This is a genomic window from Candidatus Planktophila sp. (assembly GCF_046070465.1).
Taxonomy (GTDB): Bacteria; Actinomycetota; Actinomycetes; order Nanopelagicales; family Nanopelagicaceae; genus Planktophila.
The window spans coordinates 1-4,147 of the sequence record NZ_JBJTMK010000070.1 but is presented as its reverse complement, the minus strand read 5'-3'; the positions used below and the strand labels follow the sequence as shown (position 1 = coordinate 4,147).

3 protein-coding genes and 1 tRNA gene are annotated in these 4,147 nt (G+C 48.0%); all 4 read right to left on the bottom strand.

The genetic code is table 11. From position 1 onward, the window contains the following. Positions 1–33: 33 nt before the first annotated feature. Positions 34–110 (bottom strand) — tRNA-Met (locus ACKOVI_RS03310). A gap of 61 nt (positions 111–171) precedes the next feature. Next, positions 172–2,991, bottom strand: coding sequence for a UPF0182 family membrane protein (locus tag ACKOVI_RS03305; RefSeq protein WP_509602608.1), 2,820 nt, complete (start codon positions 2,989–2,991; stop codon positions 172–174). Beyond that, entirely contained in the window at positions 2,988–3,764 is a 777-nt protein-coding gene (locus tag ACKOVI_RS03300; RefSeq protein WP_509602607.1) for a S16 family serine protease, read from the bottom strand. Before ACKOVI_RS03300 ends, ACKOVI_RS03305 begins: the two co-directional genes overlap by 4 nt. A 52-nt stretch (positions 3,765–3,816) precedes the next feature. Continuing rightward, positions 3,817–4,029 carry a hypothetical protein gene (locus ACKOVI_RS03295; RefSeq protein ID WP_509602606.1) on the bottom strand — a complete coding sequence of 71 codons (213 nt, stop codon included), beginning with the start codon at positions 4,027–4,029 and terminating at the stop codon, positions 3,817–3,819. Positions 4,030–4,147: the final 118 nt, after the last annotated feature.

The window sequence follows — 4,147 nt, the reverse complement described above, 5'->3', positions numbered from 1 at the left end:
TTCTCTTTGAACGGCCATTTACCTTAACTACATTGGTAGCGGGGGCAGGATTTGAACCTACGACCTCTGGGTTATGAGCCCAGCGAGCTACCGAGCTGCTCCACCCCGCGTCGGTAAGCGCAATTCTAGGTGAACTGCGCTTACTTCACCAAATCGGTGAATGTTTTCGCCTTACTTTGCTCGAGCTTGTGCCGCAATCGCAGCCGCAATCGCAGACTTCAAGCGATCTTGTGCGCGGCCATATGCAGCGAAATCTCCCTTTGCAAGTGCGGCTTGACCATCAGCAATCGCTTGCTTTGCAGATGCAAGAGCCGAAGCGAGATCAGATGAACTATTCGACGCAGTTGTCGATGGTGACGTTGACGTTGATGAACCAGAGTTTCCACCAAAGACTTGATCGAGCGCTCCCTTTAGTGAGCTATCAAAACCAATCACATCACCAAAGGAGACAAGCACCTTCTGCAACAGTGGATATGCGGATGCATTTGATGTCGCCTTCACATAGACAGGCTGAACATAGAGCAGTCCACCACCGACAGGAAGTGTGAGCAAGTTTCCAAGCACCACATCAGATCCACCTTGGCGAAGAAGTGACAAGGTATTTGCAACTTCTGGCTTTGCTTCGAAGTTTGATGCAATCTGTGATGGTCCTGAGATAGCAGTGCTTCGTGGAAGTTGAAGGACAGTTATTTTTCCGTAGTCAGGTCCTGGCTTTGAGTTAACTGTTGCAAATGCTGTCAGGTTCTCACGAGTTCCCTTTGGAACGAATGGCGTTGTCAATGAGAAAGCCGGCGCCTTTGCATTAGGTAACTTCAATGTGAGGTAATACGGAGGCTGTGCCCCACTGTTATTTCCAAATGAAGATGGATCGCTAGGTACGCGCCAGAAGTCTTGACCACCGTAGAAGGCAGCTGCACTCTTGACGTGGTACGACGCGAGAATGTCACGCTGTACGCGGAAGAGATCTTCTGGGTAACGCAGGTGATCAAAGAGCTCCGTTGAGATAGCGCTCTTTGGCTGAACAGTCTTTGGGAATGACTTCATCCAACTCTTCAAAACTGGATCCTTCTCATCCCACTGGTACAAAGTCACAGTGCCGTTATAAGCATCAACTGTTGCTTTTACTGAGTTGCGGATGTAATTAACGCGCTGGTTACCCTGAGCCGTAATCGATGCAGAGTTACGAGTAAGCGCATCTGTTGTGGCATCAGAGAGGGAAGTTCCCTCTGAATATGGGTATCCAGCACTGGTTGTGTAACCATCGACAATCCAAAGAATCTTTCCATTCACAACAGCTGGGTATGGATCCCCATCGAGAGTCAACCACGGCGCAACCTTTGCGACGCGATCACGTGGATTGCGGTTATACAGAATCTTTGAGTCTTTATTGATCAAACTTGAGAGCAAGATTCGCTGCTCGCCATACTTCACTGCAAAGACAGCCTTGTTGAGCAGCCCACCAACTGGAACTCCTCCAGTGCCACTGTAAGTGTAATTTTTCTGTCCACTTGCAGAGCTATCGTCGGGATAGTCAAACTCAACTGGTGATGCCTTTGATTGCGCTGACTTGCCACCGATGATGGAGTACTCAGGAGAATTTTCTCCAAAGTAAATTCGAGGTTCGAACTTTCCAAGCCCACCTGTTGGTGGAAGATCGCCGACAATAAAGTTTGGCTTTCCATCAGCATCAACGGTGTTGCCATAGGCTGCAACAAAACCGAATCCGTGTGTGTAGACCAAGTGATCGTTAATCCAGTTACGGCTTGGATTGCCGTCAATGTTGAGCTCTCGGACAGCAACGACTGCATCACGAGTTGTGCCGTTGAAGTTGTAGCGATCGATATCGAGGGATTCGGTGAATCCGTAATATGGCTTAATCTGCTGCAACTGGCGGAATGTCGCTGAAAGTACATTGGGATCCATCAAACGGATGTTGTTAATCGTTGCAGCATCGCCTGCGAGCTGACCCGCATTCGGCGCAACCGCCGCGTCATATTCCTGCATATCGACATCTGTAAGTCCATAAGCAGCACGAGTGGCATCGATATTGCGCTGAATATAAGGGGCTTCCTTCGATGATTCTGATGGCTTTACCTGGAACTGCTGAACAGCGCCAGGGTAGATGCCTGCAATCAGCACCGATGAAACAACCATCAGCGCTGTTCCAGCTGCTGGAAGAAGCCATGACTTTCGAATGACGTTGGCAAAGAAGAGAAGTGCGCAGATAACTGCGATTCCCGCAAGGATTGCCTTCGCAGGAAGTGTTGCGTTGACATCTGTATATGTCGCACCGGTAATCAACTTGTTCTGTTTGAGAGCTAGCGCATAACGGTCGAACCAATAGGCAATAGCCTTCATGACAACAATTAACCCGAAGAGAATTGAGAGCTGAACACGCGCAGCTACAGTTGTGCGATCACCCTGACCTACAGTCCGGATTCCTCCATACATGTAATGAACGAAAATCGAAGCGAGAGCGGCGAGAACTAGAGCAGAGATTGCCCACGAAATAATTGCCTGGTAGAGAGGTAACTTAAATGCGAAGAAAGAAATATCGAGATTGAATTGCGGATCTTTAACTCCGAAAGGCGTTGCATTCCTAAAGAGCAGCCACTCTTTCCAATATAAAGTCGCAGATGTTCCAGCGAAGTAAGTGATTGCAACAAAGAGTCCAAGGAATACCCAGCGAATAATTGGCTCGATTTGGGCTCGGATTCTTTCGACGCCATTGAGTTCAATTGAAGTTGGAACATAGAACGGGCGACGCTTGTATGCGAGATAGATATTGAGGGAGATTACGATCGAGCTAATTAATCCCGCAATCAGGAAGAGCTCTACCTTGGTAGTTAGAACCTTGCTCCAGACCGATGTGAAGTCGACTGATTTAAACCAGAGCCAGTCAATATAGAAACCGCTCAGGGAGATAAAGATTGCTCCAAGGGCGACAAGAATTCCGATTGTGATGGCTAGCGGCGTGCGATTGCGATTCATGCTCCTACGCTAGCGCAACCCTGAATTCTTGCAGAATTTAAATCCTTTCCCGCCGGTTTACCGCCTGAATTTGGCTTCAGCAAATAGTCAATTGCTTGGTCAACATTGTTGATTGCGATGACAGATATTCCGTCGACCGTGGTCGGAAGCTGGTCGCAATTTTCCTGTGAGACAAAGAGAAGTGAGGCCCCGGCTTTCTTGGCCCCGATAATTTTCTCAGTGACTCCCCCAATCGCCCCTACCTTTCCATCTGCAGAAATTGTTCCAGTTCCTGCAATTGTTCGCCCTTGAAGTAAATCTGTTGGAGTCAGTAAATCAATGAGGCCGAGTGTGAAGATGAGACCACCACTTGGCCCTCCTGTGTTTTCCAAAGTGATTTTGACTGAACTCTCTTTTACTTTCGAAATATTAATAGCTGGAAATTTTCTAGAGACTGCCGCACGTGCTGCAGCGAGTGCAAGATTCTGAGATTGAACCATTTCCTTTGATCCGGTCTTCTTCTCGGCTTTATCAGTCGCGCCGTCTTTATACATCACTGATCGAGGAAGGACTACGCAATCGCCCCACATCCAACATCCAAGCACTTCTGCTCCGAATACATAGCTCTCAGGATTGGTGACATAGATTGTGAGGAGATTGAGCTGGCCATGAACTGGATAGACCTTTACTGAGTCAGATTGTTCTACCTGTAAAACCTTTGGAAATAAGTCCGTTGCAGGTCCTGGAGTAATCAGCACAAAGTTCATTGGGGCTACGAGTGCGATAAGCGTCAAGGCTAAAGCGCTGTAGCGCAGTAGCGAAGGTGTTCGCGAGAAGCGAAGGGTCTTATTTCGATAAATCATCATTGCGGAACGAGTTCTGAAAGCGCTCAAATTGATTTACTGAGCGCGATGTTCCTTTCTCAAATTTATTCTTAAATCGAGCTATCCAGAGAACATAGCCCAGCGCGCCAACAACGCCTGCCAGTGGCACCAACCACCAAATGAGGGCTGTAAAGGCAGATGAAGCAGCCAGTGGCGCCGAGAGAATAATCTGCATAGAAATAGAGTAGTGCCCTCGGGAAGAAAGTGCCGATTTTCGGTGTTCTACTATTCACGTATACGAGATCGCTCATATGAGATGTGGGGTTGAAACCATGGCTTTTGGATTTACACCA